Raw genomic sequence first — 17,420 nt, 5'->3', positions numbered from 1 at the left:
TGCCAGCGTCGCTACGGGTATCGCAGGCAGGAGCGTCCGTGCTTTTCTCCGACGACTTTACGCCTGGCGACTGAGTCTCGGCATCACAATAATCGCTATCGGCTGCCGCTTGACCAGTCGTCTCCGACAATGATGTCGCTGGTGACTATGACGAGGTCGCATCTGTCATCTGACAAGGCAAAGGATCGGCCATATTTCCCCATTCACGACAGGGCTATCTCTCCAGGCGACCCGGCGATGCCTTGCCGGGACGCCGCCTTTGGCTCGCCAGCCAGCGCACGCCCCCCCTGCCCGGACACGCCAAACCCAGCACTCTCTTCTCCCACTCCATGGCCCGGAAGTTCAGGCCGCAGAAATTCTGGACCCAAGAATCAAGAGCCCAGAAACGCCACGGCCCCCGATGATCGGGGGCCGTGGTGGATACCTTGGAGGGTACTGCAGGTTGGCGAGAAGTCTCGCTCAGCGCTTGGCGTAGAGCTTCTCGGCGTGGTAGCGCAGGTGATCCTCGATAAAGGTCGCGATGAAGAAGTAGCTGTGGTCGTAGCCGGGCTGGCGACGCAGGATCAGCGGGTGATCGCGCTCGGCACAGACCGCCTCGAGCCGCTCTGGACACAACTGCTCATCGAGGAAGTCATCGGCGTCGCCCTGGTCGATGAACAACGGCTGACGTGAGGCGCCACGGGCCACCAGTTCACAGGCGTCGTACTGGGTCCACTTGCTGGAATCCTCGCCCAGATAGGCCGAGAAAGCCTTGCGCCCCCAGGGGCACTGGGTCGGGTTGACGATCGGCGAGAACGCCGACACCGAGCGGTAGTGCCCCGGCTTGCGCAGCGCCAGAATCAGGGCACCGTGGCCTCCCATGGAGTGACCACTGATGGACTCGCGACCGTTGAGCGGGAAGTGCTGACGAACCACCGAAGGCAGCTCTTCGGTGACGTAGTCGTACATCCGGTAGTGGGCCTTCCAAGGCTCCTGGGTGGCGTTGACGTAGAAGCCCGCCCCGGAGCCCAGATCATAGCTGTCGTGCTCACCCGGCAGGTCGGTCCCCCTGGGACTGGTGTCGGGGCAGAGGATGGCGATGCCCAGTTCCGCCGCCAGCCGATGGGCACCGGCCTTCTGCATGAAGTTTTCGTCGGTGCAGGTCAGCCCCGACAGCCACCACAGCAGCGGCACCTTTTCCGTCTCGGCCTGGGGCGGCAGATAGATGGCGAAGGTCATCTCGCAGTCCAGCGCCCGCGAATGATGACGATAGCGCTTGTGCCAGCCGCCGAAGCTGCGATTGGCGCTGACCAGTTCCAGATGTTCGCTCATGGACATGGCGACTTCCCCTCAACGATGAAGCCCCGAGGTCCGGGGCGGATAAAACGACGCGGTGCGTTCTGGCGGACGACGCGGCCGTCTGGCGGTGGGGCGAGCTGGCATCAATACTGCGCCAGCATTCGACTCACCGCCAATCGGCGCCCGCCTGGCCCATCGCTTGGGTCAGGCGGGCGTGGCCTCATCAGCGCCGTCTCGATGCTACCGGCTCAGTAATGCAGTACGGTGCGGATGCTCTCGCCGGCGTGAAGCAGGTCGAAGGCTTCGTTGATCTTCTCGAACTCCATGTTGTGGGTGATGAAGTCGTCGATGTTCAGCTCGCCCTTCATGTACTGCTCGACGTAGCCCGGCAGCTGGCTACGGCCCTTGACGCCACCGAAGGCGGAGCCCTTCCATACCCGACCGGTCACCAGCTGGAAAGGCCGGGTGGAGATCTCTTCGCCGGCGCCGGCGACACCGATGACGATCGACTCGCCCCAGCCCTTGTGACAGCACTCCAGCGCCGAGCGCATGACGTTGACGTTGCCGATGCACTCGAAGGAGTAGTCGACGCCGCCGTCGGTCAGGTCGACGATCACCTGCTGGATGGAATCGCTGTAGTCCTTCGGATTGACGAAGTCGGTGGCGCCAAACTGCTTGGCCAGCTCGAACTTGTCCGGATTCACGTCGATGGCGATGATACGACCGGCCTTGGCCATCACCGCACCCTGGATTACCGCAAGGCCGATGGCACCGAGACCGAACACAGCCACGGTGGCGCCCGGCTCGACCTTGGCGGTGTTCATCACCGCGCCGATCCCGGTGGTCACCCCGCAGCCGAGCAGGCAGATCTTGTCCAGCGGCGCTTCCTTGGACACCTTGGCCAGCGAGACCTCCGGCACCACGGTGTACTCGCTGAAGGTGGAAGTGCCCATATAGTGATAGAGCGGCTTGCCGTCCAGCGAGAAGCGCGTGGTGCCGTCAGGCATCTGGCCCTTGCCCTGGGTGGCACGGACCGAGCTGCACAGGTTGGTCTTGCCCGAACGGCAGAACTTGCACTCGCCGCACTCGGCCGTGTACAGCGGGATGACGTGGTCACCGGGCTTCAGGCTGGTGACGCCCTCCCCCACTTCTTCCACCACACCGGCACCCTCGTGACCCAGTACCGACGGAAACAGCCCCTCCGGGTCGGCTCCGGACAGGGTATAGGCGTCGGTGTGACAGACGCTGGTAGCGACCACCCTGACCAGCACTTCGCCGGCCTTGGGGCCTTCGACATCGATTTCGGTCAGGGTAAGCGGCTTGCCGGCTTCCAGGGCAATGGCGGCGCGAGACTTCATGGCAATCTCCTCGGATCGGGGGTTGCACGCCAGGCATGAACGACCAAGCCTGGCGCACTAACGTAAGGGGCACGGGTCATCCTGACCCGGTGGATGATGACCACAGTCTAGACCTCGCTACGGACTGGGATAAAGCACGCATTCGGCATAACATTGTTGCTGTCTCGCAACAATGGAGAGCGCCATGCATCCTTGGGCCGGCATTGAAGCCTTTATCGAGGTGGTGCGCCTGAAGTCCTTTGCCGCCGCCGCCCGACGCCTGGGTGTATCCAGCTCCCACGTCAGCCGACAGGTGGCCGCCCTGGAAAGCCGCCTCGATACGCCGCTTCTGTATCGCACCACCCGCCAGATAAGCCTGACCGAGGCCGGTCGGCTCTACTATCAACAATGCGAGGCACTGGTCGACGGCTTTCGCGAGGCCGACGCCGTGGTCAAGGACTTCGAGGCTCACCCCAGGGGCGAGCTGGCGCTGACCTGCGCCACCACCTTTGGCGAGCGCTACGTGGCGCCTCTGATCAATGACCTGTTGATCCAGTACCCCCAGCTCGGCGTGCGCCTGCACTTCACCAACCGCCAGGTGGACCTGATCGAGGAAGGCTTCGATATCGGCATCCGCATGGGCACGCTGGAGGACAGCACCATGATCGCCCGTCGTCTGGCCGATCGCCGCGAGTACGTGGTGGGCTCCCCCGACTACTTCCAGCGCTATTCGCAGCCCCACGCCCTGTCCGAGCTGAAGCATCACCGCTGTCTGCATGGCTCACGCGATCGCTGGCGCTTCGCCGTCGACGGCATTCCCCGGGAAGTGGCGATCAAGGGGCCCTGGCAGGGCAACTCCGGCCCGGCCCTGCTCGACGCCGTGCTGAAGGGCGTGGGCCTGGGTCAGCTTCCCGACTACTACGTCGAGCACCATCTGGCCCAGGGTGAGCTGGTCTCGGTACTCGACACCTACCGTCACAGCGATACCGGCGTCTGGGCCGTCACCCCCCACCACCGCCACCGCTCCCCCAAGGTCCGCGTGGTCATCGACTACCTCGCCGAGCACCTCGCAGAGCGCCTGCCACCGCGATATCGCGACAGGCGAGGCATCGACGAGCCAGCGCCATCCGATTAACCCCCAGCGACAAAAAGGCCCTCGATACGCTTTCGTATCGAGGGCCTTCGACATCTGGTCACCAAAAGCCTTGTCTCCTATTGCCTGCCATCTGCGGCTATTGAAAGGTCCCATCCTCCTGATACTCCAGGCCGTAGTAGCTGGGAACAAAGATATTGTGTTCTTCCTGCCACTGGCGAGAAAGTCGGATCGCCTCACGGATCTGCTCAGGGGTCATTTGTTCTTCAAGGCGGGCTTTGTCGGGGGCGCTGCCGGGGGAGAGAAGGTCGTAATATTTATAGACTTGGACGAGATCTATGTCGGTACCGATACCTTTTTCATAAAATGCTGCCAGCCCTCTAAACCCTGATGTATCGCGGCCATAAGGCATATCCTCCGTCCTAGAAAACCAACGAAATGCCTCATCGTCATCTTTATCTACACCTCTTCCTTCGTGAAGAAACACTGCCACATTCGTTGCAGAAGTCCTATCTCCTTGCTCTGCAGCCAATAAAAACCATTCGAATGCTGCAGCTTCATCTTTATCCACCAAGTCACGTAAAGTTAGCCCCCTATATGCCACGCCCAATTGTCTTTGCGATCTAATAAAACCTAGCCTAGCTGAATCCAATAGATATCTTAATGCAACTCCTTTGTTTTTCTCGACGCCACCCCCGGTATAGTACATTCCAAACAGAACGTATCCCGCATCAACTGCACCCAACCTCCAGGCGTTCTCATTATATTTCACCATATCTTCAATATTTTTCTCCACATCAAAACCACGCACTCCACCCTGAGATAAAAATCCTGACAAAAAAAGCCCGGCCTTGAGGCCGGGCAGCGGGAGAACAGCGGCAATCGCCGTGTCTATTTGAAGTTCTTGCGCACCATGTTCTGGATCTCGCCGACGATACCGCTGCGAAAGCTCAGCACGCAGAGCACGAAGATGGACCCCAGGATGACGCTGACCCAGTTGCCCAGCGGCGACTGCGCCAGCTGAGTCTGCAGGCTGACCACCAGGCCAGCGCCGACCAGCGGGCCGAACAGGGTGCCGACACCACCGACCAGGGTCATCAGGATGACCTCGCCGGACATGTGCCAGTGGGCATCGGTGAGCGAGGCAAGCTGGAACACCACCGTCTTGGTCGCGCCGGCAAGGCCAGCAAGCCCCGCCGAGATGACGAAGGCCACCAGCTTGTAGGCGTCGACGTTGTAGCCCAGTGACACCGCCCGTGGCTCGTTCTCGCGGATGGCCTTGAGCACCTGACCGAAGGGCGAGTGCACGGTGCGCTGGATGATGGCGAAGCCGATCACGAAGATCGCCAGCACCACGTAGTACATCGCCAGGTTGTCGGACAGATCGATCAGCCCCAGCAGCTTGCCCCGCGGCACACCGTGCAGGCCATCCTCGCCCCCGGTGAAGGGCGCCTGGATGTAGAAGAAGAACATCATCTGGGCCAGCGCCAGGGTCACCATGGCGAAGTAGATGCCCTGACGACGGATCGCCAGCGCCCCAAACAGGGTGCCGAGGATCACCGCCGCCAGGGTGCCGACGACGATCCCGAGTTCCGGCGTCAGGCCCGGATAGCTCGACAGCAGAAAGCCGGTGACGTAGCCCCCGGTGGCGAGAAAGGCGGCGTGGCCGAAGGACAACAGTCCGGCGAAGCCCAGCAGCAGGTTGAAGGCACAGGCGAACAGCGCGAAGCACAGCACCTTCATCAGGAACACCGGGTAGGCAAACAGCGGCGCGACCAGGGCGATGGCCAGCAACACGATCATCAGCATGCCCTGGCGTCGGCGCGCGGCGCGGGCCCGGGTCTGAGTCGGCGTCGGCGAAGTAGTGGTTGTGGACATCTCAGGCCTCCTTTCCAAACAGCCCGGCGGGCCTCAGCATCAGCACCATGATCATCACCAGGAAGATCACGGTGTTGGCTGCCTCCGGGTAGTACACCTTGGTCAGCCCCTCGATCAGCCCCATGGCAAGACCGGTCAGGATGGCACCGAGGATCGAGCCCATGCCGCCGATCACCACCACCGCGAAGACCACGATCAACAGACTCGAGCCCATGGTCGGTGACACCGGGTACAAGGGCGCGGCGAGTACCCCGGCGAAGGCCGCCAGGGCCACCCCGAAGCCGTAGGTCAGGGTGACCAGCAGCGGCACGTTGACGCCGAAGGCCTGCATCAAGGCGGGGTTCTCGGTGCCCGCCCGCAGGTAGGCGCCAAGCCGGGTTCGCTCGATGATGAACCAGGTGCCCAGGCATACCACCAGGGCCGCCACCAGCACCCAGCCGCGATAGGTCGGCAGGAACATGAAGGGCAGCTTGATGCCGCCGCTCAACGCCTCGGGAATCGGGTAGCTGGCCCCGGACACGCCGAACAGGTTGATCAGGCTACCCTCGAAGATCAGCGCCAGGCCGAAGGTCAGCAGCAGCCCATAGAGGTGATCCAGGTGGGCGATGCGCCGCAGCACCAGACGCTCGAGCAGAGCACCGAAGGCGCCGACCACCAGCGGCACCAGCAACAGCGCCAGCCAGTAGTTGATGCCCAGGTACTGAGCCCCGAGCAGTGCAGCAAAGGCACCCAGCATGTACTGGGCGCCGTGGGCGAAATTGACGATCTTCAGCAGACCGAAGATGACCGCCAGCCCCAGGCTGAGCAGCGCATAGAAGGCGCCGTTGATCAGCCCCAGCATCAGCTGGCCCATGAACACCGCCAGCGGTACGCCGAATATCATGGTCATGATGATTTCCCTTGAGCATCAGGCCGGGGCACCACCCTGGTGACCCCGGCGTAGATCGAGCGCGGGCGGCTCAGTTGACGAGCTTGCAGGAACTCTCGGACAGCGGACGGTAGGCCTCTTCGGCCGGGATCGTGGCCTGGATCTCGTAAAGGTCCCACTCGCCCTCGGAGTCGGCGGGAGCCTTCACCTCGGCCAGGTACATGTCATGCACCATGCGACCATCCTCGCGAATCTGGCCATTGCGAGCGAAGAAGTCGTTGATCGGCGCCTCGCCCAGCTTGGCCCTGACGGTGGCAGGATCGTCGGTGCCGGCGTCTTCCAGCGCCTTCAGGTACTGGGTGGTGCTGGAGTAGATGCCGGCCTGAACCATGGTCGGCATCTTGCCCACCCGCTCGAAGTAGCGCTCGGCCCACTCGCGGGACTCGTCATCCATGTCCCAGTACCAGCCGGTGGTCAACAACAGGCCCTGAGTCGTCTCCAGGCCCATGGCATGGACGTCGTTGAGGAAGATCAGCAGGCCGGCCAGCTGCTGGCCACTCTGGGTCAGGCCAAACTGGCTGGCCGTCTTGATCGCGTTGACGGTGTCGGAGCCGGCGTTGGCCAGACCGACGATCTTGGCGCCAGAGCCCTGGGCCTGAAGGATGTAGGAGGAGAAGTCGCTGGTCGGGAACGGATGGCGAACGCGATCGATGATGGTGCCACCGTTGTCGGTGACCACCTTTTCCACGTCGCTCTCGAGGGCATGACCGAAGGCGTAGTCGGCGGTGAGCATGAACCAGCTGTCGCCGCCCTGCTCGACCACCGCCTTGGCGGTACCGTTGGCCAGCGGATAGGTGTCATAGACGTAGTGAATATGGTTCGGGGTGCAGTGTTCGTTGGTGATGCTCGAGGCCGCCGAGCCGGAAATGATGGCCAGACCGCCGGCCTCCTCCAGCACCTTGGTCACGGCGATGGACACCGAGGAGGCGACCATGCCGGCCACCAGGTCGACGTTCTGCTGGTCGACCCAGCCGCGCACGGTGTTGGCGCCCACGTCGGCGCTGTTGCGGTCGTCGGCGCTGAACACCTCGATGGGGGCACCGGCGACTTCGCCGCCGAAGTCCTCTACCGCCATCTTCAGCGCTTCGAGGCCGCCGGGGCCGGCCAGGTCACGGTAGGTGCCGGACATGTCGGCCAGATAGCCGATACGCACCTCGCCATCGCTGATGGCGTCCTGCGCCATGGCCGACGATGCCAGGCCCAGGCCGGTGGCGGCGGCGACCGCCAGGGCCAGGTGGCGGCGGGCAAGACGGGGGGAGGAAGCGTGTACCTTGGTCATGGGAGGCTCCTGGGGCCAGCGGCCCTTGTTGTTGTTGAATAGGTTGTTGTTTAGAAAGTGGTTGTTGAACGGCTACTGCCGGACATCTTGTGGTTGATGCAAAGGTCCTCTAAGGCCTGGAAGACAGCGGCCATGGACACTAGACCCCGAGCAGGCTGTTGAGGTGCTCACGACGAGCGTCCAGATCACGCGCCTCGATGGTCTCGATGATGCGACCGTGTTCCATCACGAAGTGGCGATCGGCCAGGGGCGCGGCGAAGCGGAAGTTCTGCTCCACCAGCACGATGGTCATGCCCCGAGACTTGAGGGTAATCAGCACCTCGGCGAGCTTCTGGTTGATGACCGGTGCCAGCCCCTCGGTGATCTCGTCTAGCAGCAGGATCTCGGCCCCGGTACGCAGGATGCGGGCCATCGCCAGCATTTGCTGCTCGCCGCCGGACAGCCGCGTCCCCTGACTGCGACGCCGCTCGTAGAGGTTGGGGAACATGGCGTAGATGTCATCCAGGCTCATTCCGCCCGAGCGCACGGTGGGCGGCAGCAGCAGGTTCTCCTCGACGTCGAGACTGGCGAAGATGCCACGCTCCTCAGGGCAGTAGCCGACCCCCAGACGCGGGATGTGATGAGGCTTCATGCCCAGGGTCTCCTGGCCGTTGATCTTGATCGAGCCACTGCGCGAACCGACCATGTTCATGATGGTCTTCAGGGTGGTGCTGCGTCCGGCCCCGTTGCGCCCCAGCAGGGTCACCAGCTCTCCCCGCTTCACGCGCAGCTCCACGCCATGCAGGATATGCGACTCGCCGTAGAAGGCGTTGACGTCCGCTAGACTGAGCGCCTCGTCGCCATGGGCGCCGACCGCCGGTGAAGCAGTTGGCCTGTCGAGAGTCTGGTTCATGCGCTGGCCTCCTCACCGACGCTGGCTTCACTGCCCATGTAGGCTTCACGCACCGCCGGATCGGCCGAGACGCTGGCATAGTCGCCTTCGGCCAGTACCGAGCCCCGGGCCAGCACGGTGATGCGATCACAAAGACGACTGACGACGCTCAGATTGTGCTCGACCATCAACACGGTACGCCCGGCAGAAACCCGCCGAATCAGCTCGACGATACGGTCGACGTCCTCGGCTCCCATGCCCTGGGTGGGCTCGTCGAGCAGCATCACGGTGGGCTCCAGCGCCAGGGTGGTGGCCACCTCCAGCGCACGCTTGCGTCCGTAGGGCAACTCCACGGTGAGGACATCGGCGACGTCGGCCAGTCCCACCTGCTCGAGCAGTTCCATGGCACGCTGGTTGAGTGGCTCCAGCGAGCGCTCTGACTTCCAGAAATGGAAGGAGGTGCCGAGATTGCGCTGCAGGGCCACACGCACGTTCTCGAGCGCGGTCATGTGGGCGAACACGGCGGATATCTGGAACGAACGCACCAGCCCCAGCCGCGCGATCTCGTTGGCCCGCATGCGGGTGATCGGCTTGCCGCGATAGAGGATCTCGCCGCGGGTCGGCGGAAGAAACTTGGTGAGCAGATTGAAGACCGTGGTCTTGCCGGCGCCGTTGGGGCCAATCAGGGCGTGGATATGCCCTTCCGTGATCTTGAGATCCACGCCGTCCACGGCGGTGAAGCCACGAAACGACTTGGTCAGGCCACGGGTCTCTAGCACGTACTGCTGGGTCATGTGGCGTCCTCTGCGGGACCGGGGTCCCTGGCTTGAGGTTGTTATGGTTGTTCGATGCCGCGATGGCGACGCTCTACTTTACGTTTACGTAAGCTAGAAGAGTCAAAGGCCCGACGCAATTGGCCAAGCGTTGAACAAGACCAAAGATGTATTCTCCGCATTTCAATAGGTTGCTTACGACAAACCGGCAACACCTTGGCCCCGCGAGGTTTTCCCCCTGAAAAGCACAAGGCCCCCGTCGCGCTGGCGCGACGGGGGCCTGAAAGAAGAGGCTCCAATGGTTCGGTCCTCGTCGAGCGACTGGTCAACCACCACGACCAGCGCCCGCGTCCTGCTCAGCACTCGATGGCGTTGACGGCGAGTCCCCCCTTGGAGGTTTCCTTGTACTTCTCCTGCATGTCGGCGCCGGTGTCGCGCATGGTGCGGATGGCCTTGTCCAGCGAGATGAAGTGCTCACCATCACCGCGACAGGCCATCAGGGCGGCGTTGATGGCCTTGACCGAGGCAATCGCATTGCGCTCGATGCAGGGCACCTGGACCAGGCCTCCGACCGGATCGCAGGTCAGCCCCAGATTGTGCTCGAGCCCAATCTCGGCGGCGTTCTCGACCTGGGGAACGCTGGCCCCCATGACTTCGGCGAGTCCGGCCGCGGCCATGGCGCAGGCCGATCCCACCTCACCCTGACAGCCCACCTCGGCGCCGGAGATGGAGGCATTCTTCTTGCACAGGATGCCGACGGCGCCGGCGGTCAGCAGGAAGTTGACCACGTCCTTCTCGGAGGCACCGGGCTGAAACTTCATGTAGTAGTGCAGCACGGCGGGAATGATCCCCGCGGCGCCATTGGTGGGCGCGGTGACCATGCGCCCACCGGCGGCATTTTCCTCGTTGACCGCCAGGGCGTAGACGTTGACCCAGTCCATCGCCGAAAACGTCGTGGCGATCAGCCCCGCGTCATCGCCCATCGCCTCGAGACGGCGATACAGTGACGCGGCGCGACGCTTGACGTTGAGCCCGCCAGGCAACACCCCTTCCCCCTCGACACCACGGTTGACGCAGGCCTGCATGGCTTGCCAGATATCCCACAGACCGGAGCGCACCTCGGCTTCGCTGCGCCAGGCCTTCTCGTTTTCCAGCATCAGCTCGCTGATGCTCATGCCATGCAGACGACACAGCGCCATCAGTTCCGCGCCGCTGTTGAAGTCGTAAGGCAAGGGGGTGGTGTCGGAATCCAGCGCTCCGTCCCGGGCCTGGGCCTCGTCGATGACGAAGCCACCTCCGACCGAGTAGTAGGTCTCGCGCTTGACCTCCTCGCTGTGCCCCTTGGCCACCAGCGTCATGGCGTTGGGGTGATAGGGCAGGCTCTCCTCGTGCCATTGCAGGTCTCTGGCCCACAGGAAAGGCACCGCCACCTGACCACCGAGCAACAGGGTCTGGCTCTCGAGCAGCTCTTCGATGCAGGGGCCAACAACGGCCGGATCGATGCGGTCTGGACGCTCACCCATCAGTCCCATCACGCAGGCGCGATCGGTGGCGTGGCCCTTGCCGGTGGCCGACAGCGAACCGTAGAGGTGAATCTCGATCCCCGCGACGCGCTCCAGCAGGTCCTGCGACCGCAGCGCCTCGACGAAGTCGTAGGCGGCCTTCATCGGCCCCACGGTGTGGGAGCTGGACGGCCCGATCCCGATCTTGAACAGGTCGAATACGCTGATAGCCATGGCGCTGCCTCTTGTACGAATGACGCGAAGTGTGGGGCATGAGGGGCGGAGGTCCGAGACCTGCGAGGTCAATTTCGCTAAAGCGAGGGCTGTCGTTCCTCCGGGATATCGTTATGCTGGCTGCCATCGCTTCGATGGACAAGGCAGAATATCTTGCCTTCACTATAGCTCAGCTAAACCATACCTAAACCACCGCCATACCACGGCCAGACCATGACCTCTTGTCGGAACACATCGCAATGAGTCGACTGCTCAACGCCCAGACCCACGCCTGGCTGAAGGGGTTCGCCGTCAGCGCCCGCCACCTGTCCTTCACCCGAGCGGCGGAGGAACTGCACGTCACCACCGGCGCCGTCAGCCAGCAGATCAAGCAACTGGAGGACCGGCTGGGCTTCAAGCTGTTCCGACGCCTGCCCCGTCGCCTGGAACTGACCGAAGAAGGCAAGCGCCTGGCCGCCGTGGTGGACGACGCCTACCAGGCGGTGGGACTCGAGGTGAGTCGCCTGCGCAGCGGGGTAATGAGCGGGGTCATCCGCCTGCGCTCGGTGCCCTCCTTCCTCAACAAGTGGCTGATGCCCCGCCTGCCGCGTCTGCAGGCCAGGTTTCCCGATATCGAACTGCATATCACCGCCGAGGACAGCAACATCTCGTTGCGTGACGGCGACTTTGACCTCGCACTCGACCTCAACGACGGCCACTATCCGGGACTTGCCATCACCCCGCTGATGCAGGAACGCATCTTCCCGGTCTGTTCACCCGGCCTGCTGAAGGGCCGCCCACCGCTCAGACGTCCCGAAGACCTGGCCTGGTACCCGCTGCTGCATGACATCACCGCCTGGCGCGGCAGCCAGGAGTATGGCGAGTGGCGCCACTACCTGTCCGCCATCGGCGCCCCTTCGATCAATCTGGAGCGTGGCTACACCTTCAACCGCAATCACCTCACCATGGAGGCCGCCATCGCCGGCATGGGGGTGGCGATCGCCCGGGAAACACTGATCACCAGCGAGTTGAAGAGCGGCGCCCTGATCGCCCCCTTCCGTGCCCGCGTCGACAGTGGCAAGCAGTACGGCATCGTCCACGCCGCAGGCGCCACCGACGATCGCCGGGTCAAGGCCGTGCACGACTGGCTGGTGGAGGAGGCCGGCCGCAGCACTAACCACTAACCACTAACCACTAACCCCCGTGCCTGAATGAGCGGCCCTGACCAGGTCATCGGGCACCTGTCTTGCGCCTTACCTATGCTGTATAAGCATATGGCGAAGACTGGCGAAGAATCCTTCGGGATTCCCAGACACTCCCCCGGCTCGACGGGTATAATCACGCCCAGATACACCCCTTTTCTGGAGATTGAGAGGGATGCTCAATACCCCCCCTTCCATCACGCCTACCATCAGCTTTCGCGCGACCTGCGCCAGAGCCTTGCTCTATATCCTGATCATCGGCGCGATGATGCAGGGCGTGCTGTGGGAGACCGGCCTGCCCGAAAAGATTCGCTTCAGCGAAGTCGGCTTTACCGAGAGCATGCAGACACTGTGGCTGCTGATCAGCTGCCTCTTGCTGATCTACGCCCGCCAGGTGCTGGGCGGCCTGCCACGGGTGACGCTATTGATGTTCGGTCTGCTCGGCGCCGCCCTGATTCGCGAGCAGGACGCCTTTCTCGACGCCTACGTTTTCGACGGCGCCTGGCAGACCCTGGTGACCCTGCTGCTGCTGCCCATTCTCTATTGCGTGCTTCGCCAGCGTCACGCCTTCGTACGCGAGTTCGAGGAGTTCGTCGAAAGCTTCGCCTTCGGCCTGTTTGCAGCAGGCTTCCTTTGCACCTTTGCCTTCTCGCGGCTCTACGGCCGCAGCGAGATGTGGGAGGCCCTGCTCGCCGAACGCTACGTCAGGGTATTCAAGGACGCCGCCGAAGAGGTCACGGAACTGTTCGGGTACACCCTGCTGATGTTCGCCATGGTCGAACTGGTGCTGTGGATCCGCCGGCGCCAGGCCAGAAGCCAATAGCTCGCGACCACCACAGCGTCGTGACACGACAACGCCCGCGGCCATCACCGCGGGCGTTGTCGCTTTCAGCCTTCGCTCGCCGGAAACGCTCGCGTGCGGCAGCGCTTCACCCTGATTCGATGACATGAAAAAACGCCCGTGGCTTTCGCCACGGGCGTCCTGTGCTCACCCTACTGCTTCGCTGTCGACGCAAGCCCTGCTCGGTCGAGACAGGCGTTACTCGTCGAGGAAGGAGCGCAGCGGTTCGGAGCGGGTCGGATGGCGCAACTTGCGCAGCGCCTTGGCCTCGATCTGACGGATACGCTCGCGGGTCACGTCAAACTGCTTGCCGACCTCCTCGAGGGTGTGGTCGGTGTTCATGTCGATACCGAAGCGCATCCGCAGCACCTTGGCTTCGCGGGCGGTCAGGCCACCGAGCACGTTGCGCGTGGCTTCGACGAGGCCCTCGCCGGTGGCCGAGTCGATCGGCAGCACCATGGTGGAGTCTTCGATGAAGTCACCCAGGTGCGAATCGTCGTCGTCACCGATCGGCGTCTCCATGGAGATCGGCTCCTTGGCGATCTTGAGCACCTTGCGCACCTTGTCTTCCGGCATCTCGAGACGCTCGCCCAGTTCTTCAGGCGTCGGCTCGCGCCCCATCTCCTGCAGCATCTGCCGCGAAACGCGGTTGAGCTTGTTGATGGTCTCGATCATGTGCACCGGAATACGGATAGTGCGCGCCTGGTCGGCGATGGAACGCGTGATCGCCTGACGAATCCACCAGGTGGCGTAGGTCGAGAACTTGTAGCCGCGACGATATTCGAACTTGTCCACCGCCTTCATCAGGCCGATGTTGCCTTCCTGGATCAGGTCGAGGAACTGCAGGCCGCGATTGGTGTACTTCTTGGCGATGGAGATGACCAGACGCAGGTTGGCCTCGACCATCTCCTTCTTGGCACGGCGAGCCTTGGCCTCACCGATGGACAGGCGACGATTGACCTCCTTCACCTCGCTCACCGGCAGCTGGATCATCTCCTCCTCGAAGGCGATCTTGCGCTGGGCACGCTGAACGTCGGCCTTGAGCGGCGCGAGACGATCGGCGTAGCGGGCGTTGTCGGCCATGAAGTCGTCGAGCCAGTCGAGCCGGGACTCGTTGCTCGGGAAGGCCTTGATAAAGGCCTTGCGCGGCACCTTGGCCTGCTTCACCAGGAGCTGCATCACCGTCTTTTCCTGGGCACGCACCTGCTCGACGCTGATGCGGACCTGTCCGACCAGACGTTCGAAGTGCTTGGGCACCAGCTTGATCGGAGAGAACAGCTCGGCCAGACGTGCCAGCTCTTCCTGAGCCTCACGGGACTGACGACCGTGGGTCTCGATGGCGGCGTTGGCGGCCTGGCTCTGCTCGCGAATCTGCCCGAAACGCGCACGGGCCTCTTCCGGATCCGGGCCACCACCGGAGTCGTCCTCTTCTTCCTCGCCGTCTTCGTCGTCGTCGCTGGCAGCCTGCTCGTCCACCTCGGGCACTTCGGCCTCGGCCACGCCGGGGATGCCTTCGTCGGGGTCGATGAAGCCGGAAAACAGGTCAGAGAGACGTCCCGGCGCTTCCTCGTCCTGGGTGGCATCGTAGGCATCGAGGATCGACTCGACGGCACCCGGCACATAGGCCAGCGCCGACATGACTTCACGGGTGCCTTCTTCGATGCGCTTGGCGATCTCGATCTCGCCTTCACGAGTCAACAGCTCGACGGTGCCCATCTCGCGCATGTACATGCGCACCGGGTCCGTGGTGCGACCGACATCGCTTTCCACCGCGGCCAGGGCCGCCACTGCCTCTTCAGCCGCGGATTCATCGGTTGAGTGATCCGACATCATCAGGGTATCTTCGTCGGGAGCTTCCTCGACGACGTTAATACCCATGTCATTGATCATGCCGATGATATCTTCCACCTGGTCGGGGTCGGCGATATCTTCGGGAAGGTGGTCGTTGACCTCGGCATAGGTCAGGAAGCCCTGTTCCTTGCCGCGCGCGATCAACTCCTTCAGACGTGACTGCTGCTGCGCATTTCCAGCCATAGAAACCCTATCTCGACGAAGAAGAATGAAGCACCTGAAGCGCTAAGGTGGAGAAACTCGGTAAGCCGGACAGTATAGCGGTTTTGGGGCCACTTCTGCCAGTCTGGAGTGTTTGCGCGATGTCTCAGGTGTGTTAGTTTATCTGGTTGCGCCACTTGTCAGCGCCGTATCCCTTAGATGGTGATGGTAGGACAAAATTCAACCCTACCCACATCCATACCTCATATTTGTCGTCGAACGCTCACAGGTTCTTACCATTGGTGGTAGCCGAACCTGCCGTCGTGACAGCGCTCGCGCCCTGCCGCAAGCGACCTAGCGCCCCGCCGCCAGCAACTCCATCAAGCGCCCGCGTTCTTCACTCGACAACCGCTCGCCGGACTGTTGCCGCCTCAGCAAGGCGTCGATCTCTTCCTGCCGGGACGGGGTCTGACTGGCTCTCTGAAAATAGCTCACCAGACCATCGAGCTCCGCCGCCCTGGCTGCCACCGGGATCAACAACTCCCGTCGCGCCAGCGCCGCCAGCCGCTCACCGTCCTCGCTACCGTGGAAGTGCATCAGCAGCACCTGAGCGCTTGAGTAGCCGCCAGCGCGCAGCAAGGTAATGACCTCCCGGCACAGCCGGGCGTCCTCGTCCTGCCCCCCGCACCAGTCCAGCGATTCGGGCAAGCGCTCCACCAGCCTGGGCTCGTGAACCAGCAATTGCAGGGTTCGCGCCATCAGGCCAAGGGCGCCCCCGGAACGGCGCGGCCGTGGCGCCGGCTCGCCGTCCTCGACGACGGGTTCGAAAAACTCATCGACCGGCGCGACGTCGTTGTCCTCGGGCGCCGGCGCCAGCAGCGCCTCGAAGCGCGACTGCTCGACCCCGGTGCGACGCGAGAGTTCGGTCAGCATCAGCGACTTGAGCACCCCCTGCGGCAGCTTCTCGATCGCTGCCAGCACCTGACTGGCGTAGCGCTCTCGCGACTCAAGCTGCGCCAGATCGCGCCCCTGGGCGGCGTGCTCGAACAGAAACTCCGACAGAGGGCTTGCGCACGTCACCCGATCCTCGAAGGCCTCGGTTCCCTCCTTGCGCACCAGGGAGTCGGGATCCTCTCCCTCCGGCAGGAACAGGAAGCGTGCCTGGCGACCATCGATCATCTCCGGCAGCACCGTTTCCAGCGCCCGCGCTGCCGCCTGGCGTCCCGCCTTGTCGCCGTCGAAGCAGAACACTACTTCGCTGACCAGACGGAACAGCCGACGCAGGTGATCGGCGGTGGTGGCGGTGCCAAGCGTCGCCACCGCGTTGCGAATGCCGAACTGGGCCAGCGCCACCACGTCCATGTAGCCCTCGACGATCAGCAGGCGTTCCAGGCGATGATTGGCCTGACGTGCCTCATAGAGGCCGTAGAGCTCGCGCCCCTTGTGGAACACCGGCGTCTCGGGCGAGTTCAGATACTTGGGCTTGGCGTCGCCCATCACTCGGCCGCCGAAGCCAAGCGTCCTGCCGCGAATGTCGCGGATCGGAAAGACCACCCGGTCGCGGAAGCGGTCGTAGCTGCGGCCACTGTCCTCGTGATGCACCAGCAGGCCGTACTCGATCTGCACCGACTCATCGACGCCCTGGCTGCCCAGGTGTCGCTTCAGCGCCTCCCACTGGGCCGGCGCGTAGCCGATGCCGAAGGTCTCGCGCACCTCATCGGACAGCCCTCGACCCTCGAGGTATTCGCGCGCCGCCTTGCCTTCCGGCATCTTGAGCCGCTCGCGAAAATAGCTGGCCGACATTTCCAGCAGGTTGACGCCTTCCTTGCGCTTCTTCTCGCGGGCCTGGGCGCGAGGGTCGTCCGCCCCTTCCCTCGGCACTTCCATTCCCATCCGCGAGGCCAGCTGCTCCACCGCTTCGGGAAACCGCAGCTTGTCGTACTCCATCAGAAAGCGCAGGGCGTTGCCGTGGGCGCCGCAGCCGAAGCAGTGATAGAACTGCTTGTCCGCACTGACCGTGAAAGACGGGCTCTTTTCCTGGTGGAAGGGGCACAGACCGGAATGGTTGCGCCCGGCCTTTTTCAGCTTGACGCGCTCTCCCACCACTTCGACCACGTCGACGCGGGCAAGGAGATCATCGATGAAACGCTGGGGAATCTGACCGGCCATATTCTGCTCGACAGGAGCTCTCTCGACTGAAGCGCGCTAGTCTAGACTGAAACGCGCTAGACAA

General features: G+C 63.2%; 14 protein-coding genes. 3 read left to right on the top strand and 11 right to left on the bottom strand.

Features of this window, described 5'->3' with window-relative positions:
* Positions 1–459: 459 nt before the first annotated feature.
* The gene (fghA, locus tag C6W88_RS02420; protein ID WP_045994979.1) at positions 460–1,317 is read right to left on the bottom strand and encodes an S-formylglutathione hydrolase; all 858 of its coding nucleotides are present in this window, start codon (positions 1,315–1,317) and stop codon (positions 460–462) included.
* 209 nt (positions 1,318–1,526) lie between these two features.
* Positions 1,527–2,636, bottom strand: coding sequence for an S-(hydroxymethyl)glutathione dehydrogenase/class III alcohol dehydrogenase (locus C6W88_RS02415; protein WP_045994980.1), 1,110 nt, complete (start codon positions 2,634–2,636; stop codon positions 1,527–1,529).
* Positions 2,637–2,820: 184 nt separating this feature from the next.
* Here C6W88_RS02415 and C6W88_RS02410 point away from each other — a divergent pair, with 184 nt between their 5' ends.
* On the top strand, positions 2,821–3,750 hold the full coding sequence (locus C6W88_RS02410) for a LysR family transcriptional regulator (RefSeq protein ID WP_108131345.1): 930 nt from the start codon (positions 2,821–2,823) through the stop codon (positions 3,748–3,750).
* Positions 3,751–3,847: 97 nt separating this feature from the next.
* Here the strand turns inward: C6W88_RS02410 and C6W88_RS02405 are convergent, their stop codons facing one another.
* The 7 genes from C6W88_RS02405 to C6W88_RS02375 form a co-directional block, all read right to left on the bottom strand.
* Positions 3,848–4,546, bottom strand: a complete 699-nt coding sequence (locus C6W88_RS02405) for a tetratricopeptide repeat protein (RefSeq protein WP_146164627.1) — start codon at positions 4,544–4,546, stop codon at positions 3,848–3,850.
* A 53-nt stretch (positions 4,547–4,599) separates the two neighbouring features.
* The gene (locus tag C6W88_RS02400; RefSeq protein ID WP_371931873.1) at positions 4,600–5,517 is read right to left on the bottom strand and encodes a branched-chain amino acid ABC transporter permease; all 918 of its coding nucleotides are present in this window, start codon (positions 5,515–5,517) and stop codon (positions 4,600–4,602) included.
* 70 nt (positions 5,518–5,587) lie between these two features.
* Positions 5,588–6,475, bottom strand: coding sequence for a branched-chain amino acid ABC transporter permease (locus tag C6W88_RS02395; protein WP_045991867.1), 888 nt, complete (start codon positions 6,473–6,475; stop codon positions 5,588–5,590).
* A gap of 70 nt (positions 6,476–6,545) precedes the next feature.
* Positions 6,546–7,793, bottom strand: a complete 1,248-nt coding sequence (locus C6W88_RS02390) for an ABC transporter substrate-binding protein (RefSeq protein ID WP_045991866.1) — start codon at positions 7,791–7,793, stop codon at positions 6,546–6,548.
* A gap of 139 nt (positions 7,794–7,932) precedes the next feature.
* Positions 7,933–8,685 (bottom strand): ABC transporter ATP-binding protein, encoded by a 753-nt coding sequence (locus tag C6W88_RS02385; protein WP_108131343.1) that lies wholly within the window; start codon positions 8,683–8,685, stop codon positions 7,933–7,935.
* Positions 8,682–9,458, bottom strand: a complete 777-nt coding sequence (locus tag C6W88_RS02380; RefSeq protein WP_045991864.1) for an ABC transporter ATP-binding protein — start codon at positions 9,456–9,458, stop codon at positions 8,682–8,684. The genes C6W88_RS02385 and C6W88_RS02380 overlap by 4 nt, the downstream gene beginning before the upstream one ends.
* A gap of 335 nt (positions 9,459–9,793) precedes the next feature.
* Positions 9,794–11,173 carry an L-serine ammonia-lyase gene (locus C6W88_RS02375; RefSeq protein WP_108131342.1) on the bottom strand — a complete coding sequence of 460 codons (1,380 nt, stop codon included), beginning with the start codon at positions 11,171–11,173 and terminating at the stop codon, positions 9,794–9,796.
* A 239-nt stretch (positions 11,174–11,412) separates the two neighbouring features.
* Here C6W88_RS02375 and C6W88_RS02370 point away from each other — a divergent pair, with 239 nt between their 5' ends.
* Positions 11,413–12,336: a LysR substrate-binding domain-containing protein gene (locus C6W88_RS02370; RefSeq protein ID WP_108131341.1), complete on the top strand. Its 924-nt coding sequence runs from the start codon at positions 11,413–11,415 to the stop codon at positions 12,334–12,336.
* 193 nt (positions 12,337–12,529) lie between these two features.
* Positions 12,530–13,177: a hypothetical protein gene (locus tag C6W88_RS02365; RefSeq protein WP_108131340.1), complete on the top strand. Its 648-nt coding sequence runs from the start codon at positions 12,530–12,532 to the stop codon at positions 13,175–13,177.
* Positions 13,178–13,393: 216 nt separating this feature from the next.
* Here the strand turns inward: C6W88_RS02365 and rpoD are convergent, their stop codons facing one another.
* A complete protein-coding gene (gene rpoD, locus C6W88_RS02360) occupies positions 13,394–15,229 on the bottom strand; it encodes an RNA polymerase sigma factor RpoD (RefSeq protein ID WP_108131339.1) in 1,836 nt (611 codons plus the stop codon).
* Between the two features lie 312 nt (positions 15,230–15,541).
* Positions 15,542–17,356, bottom strand: a complete 1,815-nt coding sequence (gene dnaG / locus C6W88_RS02355; RefSeq protein ID WP_045991859.1) for a DNA primase — start codon at positions 17,354–17,356, stop codon at positions 15,542–15,544.
* Between the last annotated feature and the right edge of the window lie 64 nt (positions 17,357–17,420).

The sequence above is a fragment of the Halomonas litopenaei genome (assembly GCF_003045775.1).
GTDB classification, from domain to species: Bacteria; Pseudomonadota; Gammaproteobacteria; order Pseudomonadales; family Halomonadaceae; genus Halomonas; species Halomonas litopenaei.
This window is presented reverse-complemented; position numbering and strand designations above follow the sequence as displayed.